The sequence below is a fragment of the Azotobacter salinestris genome, assembly GCF_009363155.1.
GTDB classification, from domain to species: Bacteria; Pseudomonadota; Gammaproteobacteria; order Pseudomonadales; family Pseudomonadaceae; genus Azotobacter; species Azotobacter salinestris.
Window position 1 is genome coordinate 2,749,212 of sequence record NZ_CP045302.1, and the last position, 23,105, is coordinate 2,772,316.

General features: G+C 67.2%; 12 protein-coding genes and 1 pseudogene. 9 read left to right on the forward strand and 4 right to left on the reverse strand.

The window, feature by feature from the left end; all coding sequences use genetic code 11:
* Positions 1 to 91 precede the first annotated feature (91 nt).
* Both GCU53_RS12900 and GCU53_RS12905 read right to left on the reverse strand, forming a co-directional pair.
* On the reverse strand, positions 92 to 1,570 hold the full coding sequence (locus GCU53_RS12900) for a glycoside hydrolase family 32 protein (RefSeq protein WP_152387969.1): 1,479 nt from the start codon (positions 1,568 to 1,570) through the stop codon (positions 92 to 94).
* A gap of 98 nt (positions 1,571 to 1,668) precedes the next feature.
* Positions 1,669 to 2,952, reverse strand: a complete 1,284-nt coding sequence (locus GCU53_RS12905; RefSeq protein WP_152387970.1) for an MFS transporter — start codon at positions 2,950 to 2,952, stop codon at positions 1,669 to 1,671.
* 264 nt (positions 2,953 to 3,216) lie between these two features.
* Here GCU53_RS12905 and GCU53_RS12910 point away from each other — a divergent pair, with 264 nt between their 5' ends.
* Complete coding sequence (locus GCU53_RS12910; RefSeq protein WP_152387971.1) at positions 3,217 to 4,836, forward strand: carbohydrate porin; 1,620 nt, start codon at positions 3,217 to 3,219, stop codon at positions 4,834 to 4,836.
* A 573-nt stretch (positions 4,837 to 5,409) separates the two neighbouring features.
* On the forward strand, positions 5,410 to 7,431 hold the full coding sequence (locus tag GCU53_RS12915) for a glycoside hydrolase family 97 protein (protein WP_152387972.1): 2,022 nt from the start codon (positions 5,410 to 5,412) through the stop codon (positions 7,429 to 7,431).
* A gap of 256 nt (positions 7,432 to 7,687) precedes the next feature.
* Here GCU53_RS12915 and trhA read toward each other — a convergent pair whose 3' ends face one another.
* Complete coding sequence (gene trhA, locus GCU53_RS12920) at positions 7,688 to 8,305, reverse strand: PAQR family membrane homeostasis protein TrhA (protein WP_152387973.1); 618 nt, start codon at positions 8,303 to 8,305, stop codon at positions 7,688 to 7,690.
* Between the two features lie 284 nt (positions 8,306 to 8,589).
* Here trhA and GCU53_RS12925 point away from each other — a divergent pair, with 284 nt between their 5' ends.
* From GCU53_RS12925 to GCU53_RS26550, 6 genes and pseudogenes are all read left to right on the forward strand, one after another.
* The gene (locus GCU53_RS12925) at positions 8,590 to 8,913 is read left to right on the forward strand and encodes an Arc family DNA-binding protein (RefSeq protein ID WP_152387974.1); all 324 of its coding nucleotides are present in this window, start codon (positions 8,590 to 8,592) and stop codon (positions 8,911 to 8,913) included.
* 183 nt (positions 8,914 to 9,096) lie between these two features.
* Entirely contained in the window at positions 9,097 to 10,431 is a 1,335-nt protein-coding gene (gene nhaA / locus GCU53_RS12930; protein WP_152387975.1) for a Na+/H+ antiporter NhaA, read from the forward strand.
* A gap of 133 nt (positions 10,432 to 10,564) precedes the next feature.
* Positions 10,565 to 14,020 carry an exodeoxyribonuclease V subunit gamma gene (recC, locus tag GCU53_RS12935; RefSeq protein ID WP_152387976.1) on the forward strand — a complete coding sequence of 1,152 codons (3,456 nt, stop codon included), beginning with the start codon at positions 10,565 to 10,567 and terminating at the stop codon, positions 14,018 to 14,020.
* Entirely contained in the window at positions 14,017 to 17,691 is a 3,675-nt protein-coding gene (gene recB, locus GCU53_RS12940) for an exodeoxyribonuclease V subunit beta (protein ID WP_152387977.1), read from the forward strand. The genes recC and recB overlap by 4 nt, the downstream gene beginning before the upstream one ends.
* The gene (gene recD / locus GCU53_RS12945) at positions 17,688 to 19,763 is read left to right on the forward strand and encodes an exodeoxyribonuclease V subunit alpha (RefSeq protein WP_152387978.1); all 2,076 of its coding nucleotides are present in this window, start codon (positions 17,688 to 17,690) and stop codon (positions 19,761 to 19,763) included. Before recB ends, recD begins: the two co-directional genes overlap by 4 nt.
* A gap of 55 nt (positions 19,764 to 19,818) precedes the next feature.
* Positions 19,819 to 19,929, forward strand: a pseudogene (locus GCU53_RS26550) (DUF559 domain-containing protein); the annotation flags it as partial.
* 88 nt (positions 19,930 to 20,017) lie between these two features.
* On the opposite strand, the gene GCU53_RS12955 reads toward GCU53_RS26550, so the two are convergent.
* Positions 20,018 to 20,431: a hypothetical protein gene (locus GCU53_RS12955; RefSeq protein ID WP_244306752.1), complete on the reverse strand. Its 414-nt coding sequence runs from the start codon at positions 20,429 to 20,431 to the stop codon at positions 20,018 to 20,020.
* Positions 20,432 to 20,748: 317 nt separating this feature from the next.
* On the opposite strand from GCU53_RS12955, the gene GCU53_RS12960 reads away from it, so the two are divergent.
* The gene (locus GCU53_RS12960) at positions 20,749 to 22,986 is read left to right on the forward strand and encodes a GGDEF domain-containing protein (RefSeq protein WP_167520065.1); all 2,238 of its coding nucleotides are present in this window, start codon (positions 20,749 to 20,751) and stop codon (positions 22,984 to 22,986) included.
* Positions 22,987 to 23,105 lie beyond the last annotated feature (119 nt).

Genomic DNA, 23,105 nt, shown 5'->3' on the forward strand with positions numbered 1-23,105 from the left:
TCGTCGTCGGGCACGTAGCAGGCCACCCCGGGCTCCGTGTCCATGCAGCCAACACGACGGCCGGCGGCACGGACGACGCCAGGGAGACCGTTCAGAGCCTGAGGTCGGCCAGGCTCCAGGCCGTACCCTCGCCGAACACCCCGCGCCCGTTGACGGCGAAGGCGCCCACGCCCAGGCTGTCGGGACGCGGATAGATGCGGCTGCTCAGGGTGTAGGCGCCGTCGTCGACGAACACCTCGATGGACGAACGATCGAGGAAGATCCGCAGGGCGATCCGCGCCTGTCCCGGCGCGATCGGCACGCTGCGCACGCCGCTCACGCCGGCCCCCGAGTGCTGCCGGTCGAGCACCAGGCGCCGGGCCATGGCGTCGAAATACAGCAGGGTGCGCTCCCGTTCGTCGTCGCTGCAGCGCAGGGCCAGCCCGAAGCGCTCGGCCGTGCTGCTGGTCAGCTCCAGTTCCAGTTCGAGCTCCAGCAGGGCGCCGCGCACCTCGAGCCTGCGGCTCTGCGCCTCGAGCGTGCCGATCGCCAGCGCCTGCCGGGACTGGCGCAGCGCCGTCAGCTCGCGGGCCGGGCGCATGCGCAGCCGGTCGCCGTCGCGGCTCAGCTCGCGCGGCAGGGACAGCGCGCCGCACCAGTGGTGGGCCTGGCTCGGCATCGGGCTTTGCCACATGTCCATCCACGCCCAGAGCAGGCGGCGCCCATCCGGCGCCAGCAGGGTCTGCGCCGCGTAGAAGTCGTGGCCGTGGTCGATCTCGCGCAGTTCGGTCTCCGCGACGAAGCGCGCGTTCTCGCCCAGCCGGCCGAGGAGATAGCTGTTCTGGAACAGGTTCCAGCGCTCGTAGCCGTCGGGCTCCAGGCCCTGCGGCGAGAACAGGAAGACGTCGCGCCCCTCCAGCTCGAACAGGTCCGGGCACTCCCACATGTAGCCGTCGGGCTGCCGCCGGCCCTCCAGGGCGCGGCCGAGGCATTCCCATTGGCGCAGGTCCCGGGAGCGATAGAGCAGCAGCTGCGGGTCGTCGCCCTGGCGGGCGCCGAGCGCCATCCACCAGTGGTCGCCGCGCCGCCAGACCTTGGGATCGCGGAAATGGATGATGTCCGGATGCGGCGCCGCCTCGATCACCACCCCGTGCTTGGTGAAGGTGATGCCGTCCGTGCTGCTGGCCAGGCACTGGACTTGGTGCATGCCGTGCTCGTCATTGCCCGGCTCGCCCAGCCAGCGGTGCCCGGTGTAGATCAGGTACAGGGTGTCGCCCTCCACCACGGCCGACCCGGAAAAGCAGCCGTCCCGGTCATAGGCGTCGCCGGGGGCCAGGGCGATGGGCAGATGCTCCCAGTGGACCAGGTCCGCGCTCCTGGCATGCCCCCAGTACATCGGTCCCCACTGGGGCGAATACGGATGGTGCTGGTAGAAGACATGGTACTCGCCGCGGAAATACACCAGTCCGTTCGGGTCGTTCATCCAGCCGGCCGGGGGCGACAGATGGTAGCCGAGGCGGTAGTCGTCGCCGCGCTCGGGCAGGGTTGTTTCAAGGGCGCGCTGCGCCTCGTCCAGTAGATCAACCGGCATGTCGTGATCCTTGAGGGTGCGTGGGAAGGTCTTGAGCGGGCCTCATCCCCGCCGGGACGGGGATGAGGCGAAATGGCTTTTTCGGGAGCCTTTCCCCACTAGGGTTCGTAGTGGTTGGCCGCCTGGGCGATGGCCGGCAGCTCCAGGGAGCTGTCCGCCACCCGGGAGGCCTTGCGCGACGGGTCGGCGCGCAGCAGCGACCAGGACAGCAGCAGGCAGACGCCGACCAGGCCGGCCAGCAGCAGGTAGACGCTGGCGAAGCCGATCCTGTCGTAGCCGTAGCCCACCGCCGGCGACAGCAGCATGGCGGTCAGCTGCTGGGCGAACTGGAAACTGACCAGATAGAGCGTGGCCGACAGCCGCGCGTCGAAGTTGACGGAGATGTACTTGAACACCGCGACCAGCAGGATCGGCACCTCGATGGCATGCAGCATCTTGCAGGCGCCGACGGTCCAGGCCTCGGTGGCCAGCCCGGAGCCGAGGATGCGCACGAACATGATGGCGCCGGCCAGCAGCAGGCCGTACTTGGCGCCGGTGCGGGCGACCACCCAGGGCGCGAACAGCATGAGCACGGCCTCGACCAGCACCTGCGAGGAGTTCAGGTAGCCGTAGGCGCGGGTGCCTTCCTCCGGGGTGGGGAAGAAGGAGGCGAAGTACACCGGGAACTGCTGCTCGTAGATCATGTAGACCCCGGCGACCCCGGTCAGGAACAGGCTGAACGCCCAGAAGCGCGGCAGGCGCAGCAGCTGCAGGATGTCGGCGGTGCGTACCGGCGTGGACTCGCCGCCCTGCGCCTCATGGTTCCTGAAGGCGTCCATGTCCAGCCGGGAGAGGATCAGCAGGAACGCCAGGCCGGCGGCGCTGCTCATGTAGAAGGCGATGTCCGGGTCGATGTTGAACACCACGCCGACCACGCCCGTCGCGGCCGCCCAGCCCAGCGAGCCCCACATCCGGGTGGTGCCGAACTCGAAGCCGGCATGCCGCGACAGCCGCTCGGTGTAGGACTCGATGACGCCCACGCCGGCGAGCATGGCGAAGGCCAGGAAGGCGGCGCCGACCAGGGCGCCGAGCACCACGTTGTGCGCTAGCAGTCCGGCATAGACGTGGATCGCGAAGGGCGCTGCGCAGGCGAGCAGCACGCCGATCCAGACCAGCAGCTTGCGGGATAGGCCAAGGCGATCCTGCAGGGCGCCGTAGAACGGCTGGATGAGCAGCGCGGCGATGGCGTTGGCGGCGAAGATGAAGCCGGTTTCCGTGCCGCTCAGGCCGATGACCCGGTGCAGCCAGATCGAGAACAGCGAATAGCTCGACGACCAGGCGAAGAAGAAGAAGAACAGCAGGCCACTGACCAGCCAATACTCGCGCTTGAAGGGGAAATGCATGAAAAAACCCTCTTGTTTTTATTGGAGGTAACGTTAACATCGAGATCTATTACGCTACTCCCGCCGGCTTTCTGTCAAGCGTAATCGTTCGGTCGGAGAGCGTGAGCAGGCGTTGAGGATGTCGCGAAGGGCCGCTTTCCGTTGCCCGTCGCGCTAGCGGGAATTCTACCGATCCGAGCCTTACGGGTCGCCCGCGGTGCGCGAGGGAACGGCCGGTTCGAAGGCGTCCTGGCAGTACCTACTACAAGAACAAGAGGTTTACCCATGCATTCCGCGGCCTGTCGCCCCTGGGCTGGCTTGTCCCTGCTTTTCTTCTCCACCCATCTCCTTGCTGCACCGGCGCTGAGCGTCGAGGAGCGTCTCGCCCGGCTCGAGGCCAGAACCGTCGCCGCCGAGAGGCGGGCGGTGGCAGCCGAGGCCGATGCCGCTCGATTGCGCAGGGAGGTCGAGCGGCTCGATAGGCAGTTCGCCATCAATTCCTCACTGCCCACACAATTACAGCTCTCGCTCAGCGAGCGAGTCGCCCAGATCGAGGCGCGCCAGCAGTCCCTGGAGACCCGCACCTCGACGCTGGCGTCTTCGGTGGATTCGATAGAGGACCTGACGGAGGGCTTCTCCTTTGGCGCCTATGCCCGTTCCGGCATGATGACCGATGGAATCGGCGGCGGTCGCGGTGGACCCAACGTGACCCCCGCCGGCTCGATAGGTGGATCCGTCGGCCGGCTCGGCAATGAGGTCGACACCTACGTGGAGGCGAAATTCTCGAAGGAAACTCAGGCCAGCAACGGCACGCGCTCGAAGTACATGTTTGCGATCGCCGATGGGGTGGAAACCCCCAATGACTGGACCTCGGGCGACAGTTCGCTCAACGTGCGCCAGGTATATGCCGAGCTCAGCCATCTGGCATCGTTCCAGGACATTCCCATGCTGCGCGACGCCACCATCTGGGCCGGCAAGCGCTTCGACCGGGACAACTACGACATCCACTGGCTCGACCGGGGCATCGTGTTCCTGGCCGGAACTGGTGGTGGCATCTACGACGTGCGGCCGACCGACGGCTGGCGCCTCAATGCCTCGCTGATGAGTCGCTCCTACGGCGATTTCGGCACGGAGACGAACAAGGACATCAGGACTTATGTCGCCACCCTCAATCAGTATTTCGATGACGATCGCTGGCAACTCATGCTGAGCGCGATTTCTTCGGGCCAGAACAATGACAAGCTGAACGGTGACAAGAGGAAGCTATCCGACGAGGACAGCCGGGTGAACAAGGCGGGGTTCAGTCCCGGTGAAAAGGGCTGGCATGGCATGTTCGCCTATCACCGGCCGGATTTTTTCGGTGGTGAAGGCTTCTTCAAGACCGCGCTGCTGTACGGCAAGGGGCTGGGAGGGGAGGTCAATACCATCGGCGGCGATGGCGAACTGCTCGATGAGGCCGAAACGCTGCGCCTGGCGATTTATGGCCATACCCGTCTGAACGACGATTGGCGCATCGCGCCGGCCCTGATTGCCGAAAAGAGCAAGAACCGATATGTGCCCGACGACGATTACAACTATCTGACCTTCAATGTACGGCTGGCCAACGAGCTGAGCAGCAACTTCGAAATGCTCTACGAGTTTACCTGGCAGACCATGGACCTCGATGCGCGTGATTACGATGGCCGGCAAACGGCCAACGGCGACTTCTGGAAGATCACCTTCGCACCGACCTTCAAGGCAGAGACCGGAGATTTCTTCACGCGCCCGGAACTGCGCCTGTTCGCCACCTATATGAATTGGAGCAAGGATCTAGATAATTTCAGCACAAAAGACGATTTCGGGCAGAAGGGTTTCAAATCCGGTGGTGTTTGGCAGCTTGGAGTGCAAATGGAGACCTGGTTCTAATCATGCGAATTGAAAGTTCAATTTGTGATGCCACGGCTCTGCAGTGTGGCATGGCTGGCCTTTTCCCTACTCAGGAAGCAAGTCTGGCACGGGTGCCCGATGAAAACCGGTTGGCAAACAAATTTGCAAGTGCTAAGTTAACGTTAACTTAATTGGTGAAGAATCATGCTGGCCACAGCTTTATCAAGGCCTCTATGGCCGGTAAGGTTCAAAAATAACAAGAAGCGGCGACAGACCAGACTTTTGAGAATTATAGACCCTACAGCTGAACGCGCTGTCTCCGCGCCGAGATTTCCATGGCTTTACCTACCGGTGCGTGCAGAGTCAGGGAAAATTTCACTTCTAGTTTCCACTCTGGAAGTATTCGCACGCTCTCGTTTCGGTCCAGAAAGAAGGGCAATGGCGTACCAGTCAGCAAAGTCACCCCTAACTTGCAAGTTCGATTTCTGATGCACGTATTACAACTTTTGTTTTTCGGTTTGTTTTGGCTCTGAGATTGAGTTCTGTGTTGGAGAGTAATGCGAAAGGAAGCAGGCATATTGCAACCAATAATGTTAACAATAGGAAGTCAAGATGTTTTCACGCCATAAGCTATTAGCGTTTTTCTTGTTGTCCACTACGTTTGGTGCCTTTGCCGAACAGGTTGATCAGCAACAATTGTCGTCGCCGGATGGTCGCATTCGGGTGAGTGTGAATAACCAGCCTGCTGGCCTGGAGTACTCCATCAGTTTTAACGACAAAATTATTATCAAACCATCCAGGCTTGGCTTTGCGATAAAGGGCCAGCCCGACCTGGCAGGTGATTTGGAGCTTGTAAAAGCAGACAAGGAGACAGTGCGAAAGCAGTGGCAACCAGTCTGGGGCGAGCGTGCCGCCGTGAGCGACGAGCACAATGAGCTACACCTCTACTTGACTGAAAAAACAGGGCTGAAGCGCAAGTTTGAATTGGTTTTTCGCGCGTTTGATGACGGTGTCGGTTTCCGGTATGTCATACCCAAGCAAGAGGAGCTGGATAAATTTTCCATTGAGGATGAGTTGACCGAATTTGCCTTTGCACGGAATTTCAATGCCTGGTGGATCCCTGCACACCGTGAACAGGACTATGAGTATCAATATCTAAAGTCTGCGCTCAGCAGTATCGATGTGGCGCATACACCGTTAACTCTAACCGGAGTCGAGGATAATGTAGCTATCGCTGTGCACGAAGCAGCGCTTATCGACTACGCCGGCATGACACTGCGCAATACCGCCGAAAATCACATTACCCTCAAGGCAGATTTGGTTCCTTGGGCTGATGGAACCCGTGTCTATGCGCAAACACCGCTGGAGACACCATGGCGCACGATCCAAATCGCCGATAGCGCTGCCGATTTGCTCGATTCTGATTTGGTATTGAATCTGAACGAGCCGAACAAGCTCGGTGACGTTTCATCCTATGTGAAGCCGGGCAAATACATGGGTGTTTGGTGGGAGATGCACATCGGTAACAAGTCGTGGAGTCCTGGCGAGGATCAAGGTGCGACTACGGAGCGCGTCAAGCAGTATATAGATTTTGCCGCCAAGCATGATATCGACGGTGTGCTGGTCGAAGGCTGGAATAAGGGCTGGGAAGGCGAGTGGTGGAAGCGCAAACCAACCTTCGTGTTTGATGAGCCTGTGGTCGGCTTCGATATCGACGCCGCGACCGAGTATGCCCAGTCAAAGGGCTTGCGCTTGATTGGCCATCATGAAACTGCAGCGGGTGTAGCGCATTACGAGGCGCAGATGGAACGAGCCTTTGCCTACTATAAAAAGCTGGGAATTCAATCTGTGAAAATGGGCTATGTAGGTCCTCGCTTGGATGGCAAGGAATCGCATCAAGGGCAATTTATGGTGCGCCACTTCCAGAAAGTTATCGAGACGGCAGCCAAGTACAACATCATGGTGAATGCGCACGAAACCGTTAAAGATACCGGGCTGCGTCGCACCTACCCCAACCTGATGACACGCGAGGGCGTGCGCGGTATGGAATACAACGGCGGCAGCCCCGATACGGGCAACCTGCCAAATCACACGGTGATTATTCCCTTTACCCGCGGTCTGTCTGGCCCTACCGACTTTACCCCGGGTATTTTCAATTTCGACTACAAAAAGCATCGACCCAATAATCGCGTGCCCAGCACTTTGGCCAATCAGTTGGCATTGTATGTTACCATTTACAGCCCATTGCAAATGGCGGCAGACCTGCCAGAAAATTATGAAGGCAAACCTGCTTTCAAATTTATCGATGACGTACCAACGGACTGGTCAGACAGTAAGGCACTTGCCGGTGAGATCGGGCAGTACTTGGTTATGGCGCGCCGGGATAAACACAGCAGCGATTGGTACCTAGGTGCAATCACAAATGAAGATGCTAGAGTGCTGCCGGTGGATCTGTCGTTCCTGGAGCCTGCTGCACAATACCGTGCCGAGATCTACCGCGACGCTGCCAACGCGGATTGGCACGATAATCCCGAGGCGATCGAAATCGTTTCCCAGACCGTTAGTCGAGATACTGTGCTCAGCCTGGATCTGAAGCCTGGCGGTGGTACCGCTATCCGTTTCATCAAACTTTAACTCCATATATGGGCAAGCCCGGGGTGACTCGGGCTTGCAATTCCCTCCTGAATTATTCACCCACGGAATTGTTCAAGCTGCCTCTCTCCGAACGGGATCGTCGGCGTGAATGCGAGTGACCTCGGTGCAAATGCGAGTGACCTTCCCGAGCCCCTGCTGGCCGCGATTGCAGCGTTGTCACCCAAGCCGCGCCGGGACAGACTCTGGCCAGTGATTCTCCGGCTGAACATGGAAACCGACCGGATCAGCCTGCCCTTCACACCACATAAAAGAAGATCGTCACGAAGTGCAGCAAACTGCCGGCCATGACGAACAGGTGCCAGATGCCGTGCCAGTGGCGGAAGCGGCTGTCGAAGGCGAAGAAGACGATCCCCACGGTGTAGGCGATCCCGCCCGCCAGCAGCCAGGTGAAGCCGTCGCTGCCCAGGGCGGCGAGCAGCGGCTTGACCGCCACCAGGATCAGCCAGCCCATCACCGCGTAGATCACCAGCGAGAGAATCCGCGCCTCGGACTGCTGCTTGAACTCCTGCAGCATGCCGAACAGCGCCAGGCTCCAGATGACCGCCAGCAGCGACCAGCCCCAGGGTTCGGGCAGGGTGACCAGGCAGAAGGGCGTGTAGCTGCCGGCGATCAGCAGGTAGATGGAGAGGTGATCGAGCTTGCGCAGGATCGTCTTCGCCCGTCCGCGCAGGCTGTGGTAGATGGTCGAGATGCAGTAGAGCGAGAGCAGGGTGGCGCCGTAGATCGCGCTGGCGACGATCTTGTGCGGCTCGCCGTCCAGACTCGCCATCACCAGCAGCCAGATCATGCCGACCAGGGCCAGGACCGCACCGACCAGATGAGTCCAGGCGTTGAATCTTTCACCGTGATACATACCGTGCACCTCAGTGGTGATGCATTCAGCAATCGGTATCCGCTTGAGTTGGACATCAACAGTGGCCCTTGTGCACAGGATAGTGCAACCACAAGCCTTCGGCCTCGCCTGACCGCCAGCCAGGCGGCACTGCACGCGCTCTGCCCCATGGCCCGGACCGTGGGTCAGCCCGGCCGCATTTCCTTGCACGGGTTGCCATACTGAACTGGACGGCCAGGGAGGAGAGGTGGCAGCCAGTTCTAGGGAGTAGTCCCACCAACACTATCCAGATCGAGGCCCCCCGCATGAGCCACACAGACTCGCACTTCAATCTCCGTCTTCCGGAGGGGCTGAAAGCCAAGCTCACGGCGGCTGCCAGAGAGAACAATCGATCAACCACGGCCGAGGCCATCGCCCGGCTGGAAGAAACCTTCGCCCGTCAGGATATTGTCGAAGCCAAGGCCACCCGGGACGCGCTGATGGTCGAGCTGAGCGCCGTGCTGCAAGCCGGCCTTAGCGCCGCCGAAGATCTTGACGAGGTGCAAAGCGCCCTTCAGGAGGCGCAAAAGATCCTGGATGCGAAGCTGGCTGCACCTCGCCCCTCGGAAGAAAACGAGCCCAGGCAATAACCCTCGCCTGGATCAGCCTCTTGGCGATGGCCGCAACCGCTGTGTTGGCAGCGATCCGCAGCGCGTTGAGATGCCGTCGGTGCAAACCCAAAAGCGATGCCCGAGCCGGCTGTACCGCTCCAGTCAGGCGAAAGAGTTCCGGCAGATTGCAACTGCCTGAGCCAACATCCGAGGACGCGCGCCATGCCCGAAGAGCAGCAGGGAAGCTCCGATTTCGCCCAACTGCCGCATGAGTCCGTACACCGACTGACCAGACCGCTGGCTCGCTTCCTGCGCATCGAGGCCGTCGCCGCTGCCATTCTGTTGTTTTTCACCATCGCTGCCGTGGGGTTTGCCAATTCGCCCTGGGCCGAGTCCTTTCTGGGCATATGGGAAACTCCGCTGGGACTCCGGATCGGCTCGCTGGAGTTTGTCCGCTCCATGAAAGACTGGATCGGTGACGGGCTGATGACGCTGTTCTTCTTCCTCGTCGCCGTGGAGCTCAAGCGGGAGCTGGTCCTGGGCGAGTTGCGCCATCCGCGCATGGCCGCCTTGTCGGTTTCGGCGGCGCTGGGGGGCATGGCGGTACCGGCGGTGCTATATCTGCTCCTGCAGTCGGGGCAGCCCGGCGAGGCGGGCTGGGGCGTGGTCATGTCCACCGACACCGCCTTCGTGATCGGCTGCCTGGCGCTGCTGAAGTCGCGCATTCCGCAAAGCCTGCGGGTATTCATGCTGTCGCTGGCGATCGTCGACGACATCGGCGCCATCCTGGTGGTCGCCATCGGCTATGGCCATGACCTGTCCTGGAATGCGCTGGCTTTCGCCGTCGTGGGTCTCGCGGTGGTTCGCCTGATGGCCCACGTCGGTATTCGCAGCATTGCGCTCTACATCCTGGCGGGCGTCTTCATCTGGTTCGCCGTCGACCGCTCCGGAGTCCATGCGACGATCAGCGGCGTGCTCCTGGGGTTGATGACACCCACCGGCCGGTGGGTCAGCGACGAGCGCCTGTATGGCATTCTGGATCGAGTCATCGCGTATCCGGCCGGCAACGAGGGGAGCGGGGCAACCCGGGACCGGCAGTCCTTGCGTCTGGCGGAAACCGCGGCGCGCGAAACCCTGGCGCCGGCCGAACGGATCCAGATCGCCCTGCATCCGTGGGTAGCCTATCTCGTCATGCCGCTCTTCGCCTTCGCCAACGCCGGGGTGTCGCTGTCCCCGGGCGATCTCGGCAACTCCGTCACCGTTGCGGTGTTCGTCGGCTTCGCGCTCGGCAAGCCCGCTGGCATCCTGGCCTTCACCTGGCTGGCGCTGCGCCTGGGCGCGCTGAAGCCTGCGGAGCTTGACTGGAGTCTGCTGGCCGGTGGCGGCATCCTCGCCGGGATCGGCTTCACCATGGCGCTGTTCATCAGCAACCTGGCGTTCGACGAAAGCCTGATCAATCAAGCCAAGCTGGGCATCTTCCTCGCCTCGCTCTTTTCCGCCGCCGCAGGCCTCATGCTCCTGTTCCGAGTGACCCGCCCGAAAAACCAACCCCTGTAACGCACCCGGAGAACGGTCGCGGACCCGGCGCGCGGCTGCCTGCTTGCCACCTCGCCGGCGGCGGTCGGACGCGACACCCACTGTCGCCCTCGAATGGCACAATGGCGCCCTTCTTTGCGCAAGGGAGCAGGGCATGCAGGGTGACGAGGGGCTGACTGCGGGGTTGATGGTGGTGCACGGCAACCGCCTGGAGGAGCTGCGCGAGCTGGTGGTGGAGTGGATGCGCCTGCATCCGCTGGCGCCGCTGGAGAACGAGGTGGTGCTGGTGCAGAGCAACGGCATCGCCCAGTGGCTGAAGCTGGCGCTGGCCGGGCAGGACAGCTGCGGCATCGCCGCGGCGATCCAGGTCGAGCTGCCGGCGCGCTTTCTCTGGCAGAGCTACCGCACCGTGCTGGGCAATGCCGACATCCCCCGGGAATCGCCGCTCGACAAGGCGCCGCTGACCTGGCGACTGATGCGCCTGCTGCCGAATCTCCTGGAAGGCGAGGCTTTCGCCCCGCTGCGCCGCTTCCTCGAAGGCGACGCCGACCTGCGCAAGCGCCACCAGTTGGCCGAGCGTCTGGCCGACCTGTTCGACCAGTACCAGGTGTACCGCGCCGACTGGCTGGCCGACTGGGCCGAGGGCCGCGACCGGCTGCGCACCTCGCGCCAGGGCGCGAGGCCCCTCGACGAGGCGGCGCGCTGGCAGCCGGCGCTGTGGCGCGCGCTGCTCGAGGACGTCGGCCGGGACGCGGTGGCCGCCAGCCGCGCCGGCGTGCACCTGCGCTTCGTCGAGCGCCTGCGCGGCCTCGACGCGCCGCCGCTCGGCCTGCCACGGCGGGTCATCGTGTTCGGCATCTCTGCGCTGCCGGCGCAGGCCCTCGAGGCGCTGGCCACCCTGGCGCGCTTCAGCCAGGTGCTGCTCTGCGTGCACAACCCCTGCCGGTACCACTGGGGCGACATCGTTCCCGACCAGGACCTGCTGCGCCACCAGTACCGCCGCCAGCAGCGCAAGGGCGGCATGGCGCCGGGGCTGTCCGCCGAGGACCTGCACCAGCACGCCCATCCGCTCCTGGCCGCCTGGGGCAAGCAGGGCCGCGACTACATCAACCTGCTGGACATGTACGACGATCCCGAACACTACCGCGAGCGCTTCGCCATTTTCGGCGGGCGCATCGACCTGTTCGACGAGGAGGATTGCCCCAAGCCCGAGCACCTGCTCGGCCAGCTGCAGGGCGACATCCTCCATCTGCGCACCCTGGAGGAAACCCGCCAGGCGTGGCCGCCGGTCGATCCGAAGGCCGACCGCTCGCTGCGCTTCCACATCGCCCACAGCGCCCAGCGCGAGGTCGAGATCCTTCACGACCAGCTGCTGGCGCGCTTCGCCGCCGACCCGAGCCTGCGCCCGCGCGAGGTGATCATCATGGTCCCGGACGTCAACGCCTACGCGCCGCACATCCAGGCGGTGTTCGGCCAGTACGCCCAGGACGACGACCGCTACATCCCCTTCACCCTAGCCGACCAGGGGCAGCGCGGCTGCGATCCGCTGCCGATCGCCGTCGAACAGCTGCTGAAACTGCCGGAAGGCCGGCTGACCGTCAGCGAGGTGCTCGACCTGCTCGACGTGCCGGCGCTGCGCGCGCGCTTCGCCATCGAGGCGAGCGAGCTGCCGACCCTGCGCCGCTGGATCGAGGGTGCCGGCATCCGCTGGGGCCTGGACGCCGAGCGCCGCGCCGGCCTCGGCCTGCCGGCCGATCTGGAGCAGAACACCTGGCGCTTCGGCCTGCGCCGCATGCTGCTCGGCTATGCGGTAGGCCGCGGCGCGCCCTGCGCCGGCATCGAGCCCTACGACGAGATCGGCGGCCTGGACGCCGCGCTGATCGGCCCGCTGGTGCGGCTGCTCGACGCCCTCGACGCCCTGCACCGGCGCCTGGCCCGGCCCGCCGCGCCGGCCGAGTGGGGGTGCATCCTGCAGGCCATGCTGGGCGACTTCTTCCTGGCACAGAGCGAGCGCGACGAGACCCTGCTCGGCCAGCTCGGCGAGGCGCTGGAGGAATGGCTGGAGCTGTGCGCCGGGGTCGCTCTGACTGAGCCGCTGCCGCTCGGCGTGGTGCGCGAGGCCTGGCTCGGCCTGCTGGACCAGGGCCGCCTGAGCCAGCGCTTTCTCGCCGGCGCAGTGAACTTCTGCACCCTGATGCCGATGCGCGCCATCCCGTTCCGCGTGGTCTGCCTGCTCGGCATGAACGACGGCGACTACCCGCGCAGCGTGACGCCTTTGGACTTCGACCTGATGGCCGGCGACTACCGCCCCGGCGATCGCTCGCGTCGCGAGGACGACCGCTACCTGCTGCTCGAGGCGCTGCTCGCCGCCCGCGAGCAGCTCTACGTCAGCTGGGTGGGACGCAGCATTCGCGACAACTGCGAGCGGCCGGCATCGGTGCTGCTCGGCCAGCTGCGCGACCATCTGGCCAGCGGCTGGACCCTCGCCGGCGGCGGCGACCTGCTGGCGGCGCTGACCACCGAACACCCGCTGCAGCCGTTCAGCCGCCGCTACTTCGCGGGCGACGGCGCGCTGTTCAGCTACGCCCGCGAATGGGCTGCGCTGCACCGCCAGGACGTGCCGGCCGCGGCGGCGCAGGCGCTGCCGCCGTTCGAGCCGGACGGCGCGCTGGCCCTGGAGACCCTGCAGAACTTCCTGCGCGATCCGGTCAAGCACTTCTTCACCCAGCGCCTCAAGGTGCACCTCGACGAGGAGCTGCAGGCGCAGCTCGACGAGGAGCCCTTTGGCCTCGCCGGCCTGGAGCTGCACCAGCTGCGCCAGACCCTGCTGGACGCCGCCAGCCTGGCCCTGGAGGACGACCCGGCGCAGGTCGGGCCGGCGCTCGAGGCCGCCGCCCTGCGTCTGCAGCGCAGCGGCCGGCTGCCGCTGGCCGGTTTCGGCGAGCGCCTGCGCGAGCAGCTGCTGAAGCCGCTACCGGCGCAGATGCAGCGCTATCAGGACCTCTGCGCCCTTTGGCCGGCGCGGCTGGAGTCGCCCAGGCCGCTGCAGTTCGCGCATGCCGGCATCGAGCTGGCCGGCTGGCTCGGCGGCCTGCGCGAAGGTGCCGACGGCGCGCTGGCGCGCATCGAGCTGCAGCCCGGCGACCTCCGGCGCGGCAAGGACGGCTGGAAATGGCACCGCCTGCTCAGGCCCTGGGTGGCGCATGTCGCCGCCGCGGCCTGCGCCGTGCCGCTGACCACCCTGCTGGTCGGCGAGGATGCCAGCCTCGAATTCGCCCCACTCGAGCAGCCGAAGGCGCAGGCGATCCTCCGCCTGTGGCTGGAGGCCTGGCGCGCCGGGCTGGAGGCGCCGCTGCCGGTGGCGCTGAACACCGCCATCGCCTGGCTGGGCGCGGACGACGAGAACAAGGCCGCCGAGGCCGCGCGCAAGGCCTACGAGGGCGGCTACAACCACGGCGGCGAGGCGGCCGGCAGCGCCAGCCTGGCGCGCCAGTACCCGACCTTCGACACGCTCATCGCCGATGGCGATTTCTACGAATGGAGCCGCGACCTGTACCAGTCGCTCCTCGACCACCCGCCCGCAGAACTCACGGAGGAGGGCCGCGCATGAACCTGCCGATGACCGCCGCACGCCCGCTGGCGCTGCGTTTCCCGCTGCACGGCAGCCGGCTGATCGAGGCCAGCGCCGGCACCGGCAAGACCTTCACCATCTCCGCCCTGTACCTGCGCCTGGTGCTCGGCCACGGCGGCGAGGCGGGCTTTGCCCGCGAGCTGCTGCCGCCGGAGATCCTCGTGGTGACCTTTACCGACGCCGCCACCCGCGAGCTGCGCGACCGCATCCGCGCGCGGCTGGTCGAGGCGGCCGGGGTGTTTCGCGAGGAGGCGCCGGGCGATGCGCTGCTGCAGCAGTTGCGCGCCGACTTTTCCCCCGAGCGCTGGCCGGCCTGCGCGCGCCGCCTGGACATCGCCGCGCAGTGGATGGACGAGGCGGCGGTGTCGACCATCCACGGCTGGTGCCAGCGCATGCTGCGCGAGCACGCCTTCGACAGCGGCAGCCTGTTCACCCAGACCCTGGAGACCGACCACGGCGAGCTGATGGCCGAGGTGGTGCGCGACTACTGGCGCCAGCACTGCTACCCGCTTTCCGGCGCGGCGCTGGGCTGGGTGATGGAGCACTGGCAGCACCCCGATGCGCTGCTCAGGGACAAGTTGCGCCCGCTGCTCGGCGAGCCGCAGCCGCAGCCCGCCGAGCCGCTCGGCGCGCTGCTGGAGCGGGCGCTGGCCGAGCAGGCCGGCACGCTGGCCCGGCTGAAGGAGGGCTGGGACGCCTGGGCCGACGAGCTGGAGGCGCTGCTCGATGCGGCGGTGAAGGCCAGGCAGGTGGACGGGCGCAAGATCCAGGCGCGCTACTACCAGCCCTGGTGCGAGAAGCTGCGCGCCTGGGCCACCGGCGATGCGGCCAGCCTCGATCTCGGCACCGGCTTCGCCCGCCTGACCCCCGAGGGCCTGGCCGAGGCCTGGAAGGGCGAGCCGCCACGGCACGCGGCGCTGGAGGCCCTGCGCGAGCTGCCGGCGCGCCTGAAGGCGCTGCCCGACCCCGACGAGCCGGCCCGCCGCCACGCCGCCGCCTGGGTCTGCCGGCGCTTCGAGCAGGAGAAGCGCCGCCGCGCCGAGATGGGCTTCGACGACATGCTGACCCGCCTCGACGCCGCCCTGCAGGGCGACAACGGCGAGCGTCTGGCCGGGGTGATCCGCGGCCAGTTCCCGGTGGCGCTGATCGACGAATTCCAGGACACCGACCCCCTGCAGTACCGCATCTTCGACCGCATCTACGCCATCGAGAGCAACCGCGCCGACGGCGGCCTGTTTTTGATCGGCGACCCCAAGCAGGCGATCTACGCCTTCCGCGGCGCCGACATCCATACCTACCTGCGCGCCCGCCAGGCCACCACCGGCCGCCACTACGACCTGGAGACCAACTTCCGCTCCAGCCATGCGCTGGTCGCCGCGGTCAACCGGGTGTTCCGCCTGGCCGAGCAGCGCGAGGCCGGGCACGGCGCCTTCCTGTTCCGCGATGGCGCGGCCAACCCGTTGCCCTTTCTCGAAGTGGGCGCGAAGGGCCGCGAGGAAGTCTGGCAGGTCGAGGGCAGCGTGCCGCCGGCGCTGAACCTCTGGCATCTGGCGAGCGAGGCGCCGCTGCCCGGCGGCGCCTACCGCACGCAGATGGCCGAGCGCGCCGCCACCGAGATCGCCCGGCTGCTGACCCTCGGTCAGCAGGGCAAGGCGGGCTTCGCCCGGGACGGGCGGCTGCAGCCGCTGTGCCCCAGCGACATCGCCATCCTGGTGCGCGACTTCAAGGAGGCCGAGGCGATCCGCGACGAGCTGGCCGAGCGCGGGGTGCGCAGCGTCTACCTGTCGGACAAGGACTCGGTGTTCGCCAGCCCCGAGGCGCGCGACCTGTTGCTCTGGCTGCGCGCCTGCGCCGAGCCGGACGTCGACCGCCCGCTGCGCGCCGCGCTGGCCAGCCGCAGCCTGGGCCTCGCGCTGGCCGAGCTGGAAGAACTCAACCAGGACGAGCGCATCTGGGAGCGGCGCGTCATGCAGTTCCGCGGTTACCGCCAGCGCTGGCAGCGCCAGGGCGTGCTGCCGATGCTGCACCAGCTGTTGCACGACTTCGACCTGCCGCAGCGGCTGATGGCGCGCCCCGACGGCGAGCGCGCGCTGACCAACCTGCTGCACCTGGCCGAACTGCTGCAGCGCGCCGCCGCCGAGCTGGACGGCGAGCAGGCGCTGATCCGCCACCTGTCCGAGCTGCTGGCCGGCGAGATCCAGGCCGCCGAGGAGCAGATCCTGCGCCTGGAGAGCGACGCGGCGCTGGTGCGGGTGGTGACCATCCACAAGTCCAAGGGCCTGGAATACCCGCTGGTGTTCCTGCCGTTCGTCTGCGCCTTCCGCGCGGTGGAGGGCGGCAGGCCGCTGCAGGTGCACGACGGCGAGCGCCGCCGGCTGGTGCTGAACCCGGGCGAAGAGGAGGTGGCGCGCGCCGACCGCGAACGCCTCGGCGAGGAGCTGCGCCTGCTCTACGTGGCCCTGACCCGCGCCCGCCACGCCTGCTGGCTGGGCATCGCCGACCTTTGCGTCGGCAACGCCAAAAGTTCGCGCCTGCACCACTCGGCGCTCGGCTACCTGCTCGGCGGTGGCGCGGTGCTGGCGAGCAGCGCCGCCCTGGCCGACTGGCTCGCGCCGCTGGCGGTGGCCGGCGAGAGCTGCGTGCTGCCGGCGCCGGAGCCCGAGAGCCTGCGCTTCGTCGAGCAGGCCGCCGGCCACAGCAAGCCGCACTGGCGCACGCCCGGACGGCGTGCCGCCGAGCACTGGTGGATCGCCTCCTACAGCGCCCTGCGTACCGACGCCGGCGAGGAAGCGATCGCCGTACCGGCCAGCCGCTTCGACGACGCCGCGCCGGACAGCCCGGCGGCGCAGAAGGCCGCCGACGACGAGCGGGTGAGCGTCTTCGTGCCGTTGTGCGCGGGCGAAGCGCCGACCCTGCACCGTTTCCCGCGCGGCCCCAACCCCGGCACCTTCCTCCACGGCCTTTTGGAAATGGCTGGGCGCGAGGGCTTCGCCGCGCTGGCCGAAAACCCTGCGCGGCTGCGCGAGCTGATCGCCCGGCGCTGCCAGCTGCGCGGCATGAGCGAATGGATCGAGCCTTTGGCCGACTGGCTGCTCGATCTCTTGACCACGCCCCTGGCGCTCGGCGGGGACGCGCGCGCGGCGCTGGCCGGGCTCGGCCAGTACCAGCCGGAGCTGGAGTTCTGGTTCGAGGTGCGCGGCGTCGACGTGCGCCGCATCGACGCGCTGGTCCGGCATCAGGTGCTGCCCGGCCTGCCGCGCCCGGCGCTGGCCAAGGACCGGCTCAACGGCATGTTCAAGGGCTTCATCGACCTGGTGTTCGAGCACGGCGGGCGCTACTACCTGCTCGACTACAAGTCCAACTGGCTGGGCGAGGGCGATGCCGCCTACACCGTCGAGGCGATGGCGGCGGCAATCGTCGGCCAGCGCTACGACCTGCAATCGGTGCTCTACCTGCTGGCGCTGCACCGCCAGCTGCAGGCGCGCCTGCCCGGCTACGACTATGACGAGCACCTGGGCGGCGCGCTCTATCTGTTCCTGCGCGGCAGCCGCACGGCGGGGCAGGGCATCCACCACGTTCGCCCGCCGCGCGCACTGATCGAGACGCTGGATGCGTTGTTCAAGGGGGAAAAAGTGGAGGTTCCGGCATGAGCGAACAACTGTCCCTGGAGTTGGAAAGCGCGGCGCCGTCGGGCGCCCTGCAGGACGCCGCCGGCCTGCTGGCGCTGCTCGACGCCTGGGTCGAGCGCGGCTGGCTGCGCGCCCTGGACCGTGCCCTGGCCGGCTTCTTCGGCGAGCTGGACGAGAGCTGCCCGCCGCTGGCGCTGCTCGCTGCCGCCCTGGCCAGCCACCAGCTCGGCCACGGCCACGTCTGCCTGGACCTGGCGGCGACCCTGGCCAGCCCGGACTTCGCCCTGTCGCTGCCGCCGGAAGGCGAGGACGCCGCGCGCGCGACCCTGCTGCCCTCGGAGATCCTCGCCGGCGTCGGGCTGGCGCAGTGGCGGGCGGCGCTGGCCGGCAGCCGGCTGGTGGCGCTCGACGGCGCGGGCGAGGAGGCGCCGCTGGTGCTCGCCGGCGAGCGCCTCTACCTGCGCCGCTACTGGAACTACGAGCGCGCGGTGGCCGCGGCGATCGGCGCGCGGCTGCAGGATGCGCCGGCACTGCCGGAAGATCTTCCCGCCCGCCTGGGCCAGCTCTTCCCCGAGCCGCTCGCGGTCGACGGCGTGCGCCAGACCGACTGGCAGAAGCTCGCCTGCGCCCTGGCCGCGCGCGGCAGCTTCAGCCTGATCACCGGCGGCCCCGGCACCGGCAAGACCACCACCGTGGTGCGCCTGCTCGCGCTGCTGCAGGCCTCGGCGCTGGCCGCCGGCCAGACGCTGCGCATCCGCCTCGCCGCGCCGACCGGCAAGGCCGCCGCGCGGCTCACCGAGTCCATCGGCGCCCAGATCGCCTCGCTGAAGGTGGACGAGGAGGTGAAGAAGGCCATTCCCAGCGAGGTCACCACCCTGCACCGGCTGCTCGGCAGCCTGCCGGACAGCCGCCACTTCCGCCATCATGCCGGCAACCTGCTGCCGCTGGACGTGCTGGTGGTCGACGAGGCGTCGATGATCGACCTGGAGATGATGGCCTGCCTGCTCGACGCCCTGCCGCGCCACTCCCGGCTGATCCTCCTGGGCGACAAGGACCAGCTCGCCTCGGTGGAGGCCGGCGCGCTGCTCGGCGACCTGTGCCGCGACGCCGAGGGCGGTTTCTACAGCGCCGAGACCCGCGCCTGGCTGGAGGAGGCCGGCGGCGCACCCCTCGCCGACCCCGCCCTGCGCGAAGGTGACGCCGGGAGCCGGCCGCTGGCCCAGCGCACCGTGATGCTGCGCCACTCGCGGCGCTTCGGCAGCGGCTCGGGCATCGGCCGCCTGGCCCGCGCGGTCAATGCCCGCGATGCGGCGCAGGCCCGCTCGATCCTCGCCGAAGGCGGCCGCGACCTGCACGTGCTGCGCCTGCGCACCGAGCAGGACCGGGCCTTCGAGCGCCTGGCGCTCGACGGCCTGCCGGCGCAGGGCGAGAGCAAGCCGCAGGGCTACGCCCATTACCTCGGATTGCTGCGCGGCTCGCGCCCGGCCGACGATTGCCCGCCCGACCATGCGGATTGGAAGAACTGGGCAGCAGCGGTGCTCAAGGCCTTCGGCGAGTTCCAGCTGCTCTGCGCCGTGCGCAAGGGGCCCTGGGGCGTGGAGGGGCTGAACCCGCGCATCGCCGCGGCCCTGCGCCAGCGTGGCCTGCTCGAGGGCGACCAGGGCTGGTACGAAGGCCGTCCGGTGCTGATGACCCGCAACGACTACAGCCTGGGCCTGATGAACGGCGACATCGGCATCGCCCTGCGCCTGCCCGAGCCCGACGCGCCGGCGCAGAAGGTGCTGCGCGTGGTCTTTCCGCGCAACGACGGCTCGGACGGGCTGCGCCACATCCTGCCCAGCCGCCTGAGCGCGGTGGAGACGGTGTTCGCCATGACCGTGCACAAGTCCCAGGGTTCGGAGTTCGCCCACACCGCGCTGATCCTGCCCGACACCCTCAACCCGGTGCTGACCAAGGAGCTGGTCTACACCGGCATCACCCGCGCGCGGCACTGGTTCAGCCTGATCGAAACCCGGCGCGGCGTGTTCGACGAGGCGGTCAGGCGGCAGGTGGAGCGGCGCAGCGGGCTGGTCGAGGCGCTGGTGGGCGGGTAGCGTCCCTCCCCCCCGGCCCCTCTCCCGCCTGCCCGAGCAGCGCCTCGGGTACCACCTGCGTGCCCATCGCCGGCTCCGGGACGACTGGCTGCGGGAGCAGGGCTTTGCGGTGCTGCGCTTCTGGAATCATGAAGCGCTGCAGCAGACGGAGGCTGTGCTGGAGCGGATTCGTCTGTGGCTGGAACGGGAGCGGCCGGGCACGAACAGCTCCTCTCCCGCGTGCGGGAGAGGGCGACAGCCCGCGCCTTCGCGCGCTACGGATTTTTGCGTTTGGGCGTGGAAACCATGCTCTGGGCATTCTCTTGTTCCGCAGCCGACAGGTCAACGGCCCGGGCGAAGCAGTTGGCCAGCAGGTCGAGATCCTGGATGCTGCTGCAGGACTTGAACCAGGCGTCGAGCGCCAGGGCCTTGCGCAGTTCCGCCGGGTCGAGCATGCGCTCTTCGCAGGCCAGATAGCGGCGGATGCCTTCGTCGCCGGGGCGCCCGTCGAACTCCAGGTCGCAGGCCCTGGCCATCTGGGCGTTCCAGATCAGGCCGTCATGCCGGGCCACCATGCTGGCCGCGAACCGCTCGTGCAGTTCCCGGCTTGCCTGGCGGCCCTGTTCGTGCAGGTAGATGCCACCGACGGCGACGAGCAGTCCTACAGCGCTGACAACGAGGATTCTCACGGTACAACCTCCCTGTTTCCTGTTCGATACGGCTGGATGTGCGCACCGGCCCCCTCGCAGGCAGACAGCCATCAACGCGGCGGGCAATCGGTGGTTTGTCCCCGAATTCCGCGTTTGGTTCGCTTCAATTCCACGTTCAATATCAGGTTATTCTCTGCAGCGGGATGGCGAAGCCGCTGGTGGGGCCGGTCGGCGTCTCCCGCCTGCGAGAGAGGGAAGACAGCATGCTCCCGGGCGGAGCGGTAAACTCTCCGGCATCGCGCAGGCCCTGCGCATTGGTCCGAGCCCTCCCGAGCAGCAGTGGCGAAACCGTCCCGATGGCCCAGTCCGCAGTCCGATCACCGTTTGGCCTTCGCAACCTGGCATCCCTGCCGGCATTCCTCGCCGTCGCCGTGCTGTTGCTGCTGCCCGGCCTCGCGCAGGCCGCGTCGGTCGACTTGAGGCAGGGCTGGGAATACCGCTGGGGCGATTCGCCCTTCAGCGCGGACGGGGTGCCGCTCTGGACCCTGGAGCCCGACAGCCGGGCCTGGAAGGCGATCGACTTCCCCTCCAATCCGCCGGGCCGCGAGGGGCGGGAGAACGTCTGGTACCGCATCACCCTGCCGGCGGGCGAGTGGCGCGATCCGGTCTTGTACATCTACAGCGTCGACCTGATCGTCGAGGCCTACCTGGACGGCCGCCGGATCTACCGGTTCGGCCGGTTCGATGCGCAGGGCAGGGGGCAGTTCGCCGGCTGGCCCTGGCACATGATCACGCTGCCCGCGGAAAGCGTCGGCAAGACCCTCTACTTCCGCATCTATTCCAACTACTACGACATCGGGCTGTGGGGCGAGGTCCGGCTGATGGAGCGCATGGAGCTGATCGGCGACATCCTCCAGCACTCGGCCAGCGAGCTGGCGACAGGCAGCTTCAGCCTCTGCCTCGCGCTGCTGTCCCTGCTCTTCGCGCTGTTGCAGGCGCAGCGCAGGCTCTTCCTGGCGATCGCGCTGCATGCCCTCGCCTCCGGCGGCATGGCCATCGGCAACAGCCAGGCCAGGCTGCTGCTGCTGAACCAGCCTTTGCTCTGGGAATACGTGGCGGCCGGCAGCTACTTCCTGGTTCCCGTGGCGATGGCCATGCTGCTGGAGCAGTGGCTGTCGGGCGCGCTCGGGCGGCTGTTCCGCGCCTTCTGGCGGTTCTACCTGCTCTACCTGGTTGGCGCGCTGGCGCTCTCGCTGACGGGCCTGGTCGCCCTGTCGGACACCTATCCGGTCTTCGACCTGCTGTTCGTGCTCAGCCTGCCGCTTCTGCTGGTGCCGGCATGGCGCTACCGGAAGCGGGCCAGCACCGAGCAGCGCGCCATCCTGGCGGCCAATGCGCTGCTGACCCTGCTGCTGCTGATCAGCATGGCCGTGGCCCATGGCGTGCTGCCCTGGAGCCGGGTGCCGCTGAGCTGGGGCGCCTTCGCGTTCACCCTGGCCATAGTGGCGATCTCCCTGCGCCATTACATCCGTACCCAGCGGGCGCTGCAGACACTGAACGCCTCCCTGGAAGCCAAGGTCAGGGCCCGCACGGCGGAGCTGGAGACGCTGGCCGCCCGCGAGAGCGGCCGTGCCCGTGCGCTGGAGTTCTGCAGCCGGAAGAACGGCATTCTCGAGGGGCTGGTCGCGGCGCTGCAGGGCTGCCGCCGGCTGCAGGACACCCATCGGCTGCTCGGCGCGGGCCTGGCCGAACTGTGCCGGCCGATCCGCGGCTGCCTCTACCTGCACGACGACGGCGCCGGCTATCGGCTGGCCGACTGCTGGGACTATCCGGACGCCGAACGGCCCGCCGCGCGGATCGCCTCCGAGCGGGAGCTGCACGGGGCCGACCGCCGCTACTGGTGCTTTCCGCTGGCCTTCGAGCATCTGCGCCTGGGCAGGCGGCCGCTGGGCCTGCTGGCGCTGCAGGTGGGCGATGCCGGGCTGGCGATCGATGCCGAGTTCAGCCACGGCATGCTGCACAACCTGCTCGAGCGCGGCGTCGAGAGGATCAACCTGGCGCTGTCGATGCTGAGCCTGCAGGAGGAGCTCGGGCGGTTCTCCTACGAGGATGCGCTGACCGGCCTGAAGAACCGGCGCTTCCTCGACGACCTGCTCGCCCGCGAGATCCGGCTGGCGCAACGCCGGCAGGCGCCGCTGTCGGTCATCCTCTGCGACATCGACCACTTCAAGCGCTTCAACGACACCCACGGCCATGCCGCCGGCGACGAGGCGCTGCGGGTGGTCGCCCGGCAACTGGGCGGCCTGCTCCGCCAGACCGACATCGCCTGCCGCTACGGCGGCGAGGAGTTCGTGATCGTCATGCCGGCGGCCGGCCTGGAGGACTGCCGCCAGCGCGCGGAAGCCCTGCGCCGGGCGGTGGCCGCCGCGCCGTTCCAGTTCGAGGGAAGCGCGCTGGGCCCGATCACCCTCTCGGCCGGGGTCGCGTGCTGGCCCGATTCGGCCGGCGATCCGCACCAACTGCTGGCCAGCGCGGACAAGGCGCTGTATCTGGCCAAGCAGCGCGGGCGCGACCGCGTCGAGTGCGTCGTTTGAGGCGACTGCACAGCGCAGGTGGGTGTGCGGCAATGCGCCTGATGCGATCTGTCCTGCATCCTCACGCCGATGCTGAGCGGGGCATTGGTCTACATCGATATCACCACGCCCGGCATTGG